This is a genomic window from Suttonella ornithocola, assembly GCF_001889065.1.
GTDB lineage: Bacteria > Pseudomonadota > Gammaproteobacteria > Cardiobacteriales > Cardiobacteriaceae > Suttonella_A > Suttonella_A ornithocola.
The window spans coordinates 1-1,852 of the sequence record NZ_LWHB01000229.1 but is presented as its reverse complement, the minus strand read 5'-3'; the positions used below and the strand labels follow the sequence as shown (position 1 = coordinate 1,852).

At 37.3% G+C, this 1,852-nt stretch carries 1 protein-coding gene, 1 tRNA gene and 2 pseudogenes; 2 read left to right on the top strand and 2 right to left on the bottom strand.

The features are described 5' to 3' along the window. Positions 1 to 79: 79 nt before the first annotated feature. Positions 80 to 226: pseudogene (locus A5N85_RS17395) on the bottom strand (IS630 transposase-related protein); the annotation flags it as partial. 132 nt (positions 227 to 358) lie between these two features. After that, positions 359 to 448: transfer RNA gene (locus tag A5N85_RS13260), tRNA-Ser, on the bottom strand. A 326-nt stretch (positions 449 to 774) separates the two neighbouring features. On the opposite strand from A5N85_RS13260, the gene A5N85_RS13255 reads away from it, so the two are divergent. Together A5N85_RS13255 and A5N85_RS13250 are read left to right on the top strand one after the other, a co-directional pair. After that, positions 775 to 1,047, top strand: coding sequence for an integrase core domain-containing protein (locus tag A5N85_RS13255; protein WP_084601809.1), 273 nt, complete (start codon positions 775 to 777; stop codon positions 1,045 to 1,047). A 321-nt stretch (positions 1,048 to 1,368) separates the two neighbouring features. Further along, positions 1,369 to 1,852 (top strand): annotated as a pseudogene (locus A5N85_RS13250) (IS1 family transposase); the annotation flags it as partial.

Genomic DNA, 1,852 nt, shown 5'->3' with positions numbered 1-1,852 from the left:
CCATAAGGTCTATGATCAAAGGCTTTAAAACCACATTCATCAAGATAGACTATCGGTTTGTCTTGAGCGGTCTTATCTACTATTTGTTCTTGAAAGTGCTCTCTTTTCTCTGTGTCGGCTTTTGGATGTTGGTTAATCTTTTTTTATGCGTTATCTTTAGTCGCTTTAGAGCATAACAAATCGCTGATTGCGAGCAATTAAAACGTCTAGCGCTTTCCCATTGGTAATCATCTAAATATTTTTAGATATTTTTAAAAACTGTAAATTTAAGTAATATTCTGTTTTCAAGATAAAAAATCAACAGCAATTCTAAAAAAGGCGATAAAAAAGACGCTTAAAAAGCGTCTTTTTAGTATTCTGGCGGAGGGACAGGGATTCGAACCCTGGAAGGGCGTTAACCCTTGCCGGTTTTCAAGACCGGTGCATTCAACCGCTCTGCCATCCCTCCGTTGTGAGGAGAATTATTATATAGTTATTTAAAAAAAAATCCAGTGTTTTTTATCGTATTTCTGAAAAAATTAGTATGATTAATAATCACTCAACAACTAGTACTACTATAAAAGCAAAGATTATTTCCATAAAATTAGACCGTTGCAAAAAAAACAATTTATTTAAAAAAATTGGAAAAATTTTCACCAGTCAGAAAAAAAATCACATTTTTTGAGCATTTCTCTCTCAAAATTCCTTTTTTTGAGGTCGTTTGGGCGCAATACGCCATATGAATCTTGTTCCCGGCTTTGAGCAGGTTCAGGCAGATGGCTTTACAGCGAAAGACTGAAAGAAGCCGGCATAAAGGCATCGGTAGGGCGAACCGGCGATGCCTATGACAACACATTGGCAAAGAGTGTCAACAAACTATACAAAGCGGAGGTCATTAAATATGACAAACCACAATGGCAAGGCTTAAGAGATGTTGAGCCGGCTACTTTGGAATCGGTAGACTGGTACAACAAAGAGCAACTTCACAGTACAATAGGTTATCTATCACCTTTTGAGTTTGAAAAAATGAATCATCAACTCCTAACTGCGTCAGGCATAGCAGCCTGAGTCAAGTAATCGGGTCTCCGATAAAGTTGGGGCGATTCAAAGTCCAAACGAATAACAAAACTGTGTTCAAGCTCTTGCTCTGAGAGGTTATGCCATTGCCCCAATAAGATGGCTTTAAACATGCTCAATAGCGGCTAGTTTAACCGTCCTCGCTTGTCGCGCGCTGTTGTTGGTTTTTCTGCTCAACTAGGCAACGCTCTATCAATTGCCAGTCTATCACTCTTGCAGTTTGAATAAGGGATAACGGTCTATGTGCTTATTTATCATGCTTTCGGCGCTATGCTAAAAAAACACTCATCATTGCTCCCTTTTTACTTCAATATGAAAACACAAATTACAATCAGCTGCCCAAGTTGCCTAAGCCTCAGTATAAAAAAGAATGAACGGAAAATCTATGGTAAGCAAAATTACCAATGTAAAGATTGTCATCGACAGTTCATCGATAAAATGGATTTAACTTACCAAGGCTGTCAAAGGCATATTGATGCGAAAATACGTTTAATGCTTGTTAGAGGCTGTAGTATTGCTGATATTATGGTTATTGAGAAAGTCAGCAAATATAAAGTGCTAAATGTCTTAACGAAATCTAACTGTGAAATAAAACCTACACAAAACGCCTATCAAAAACTCCAAATTGATGAGTTTTGGACCTATGTAGGTCATAAGAAAAACAAAATCTGGTTAATTTATGCTTATGATCCAGATAGTGGTGAGATATGGCTTTTGTATGGGGGAAACGCAATCTAAAGACAGCTAAACAACTGAGAGCTAAACTTGAGGCATTAGGAATTAGTTTTGGTTGTAT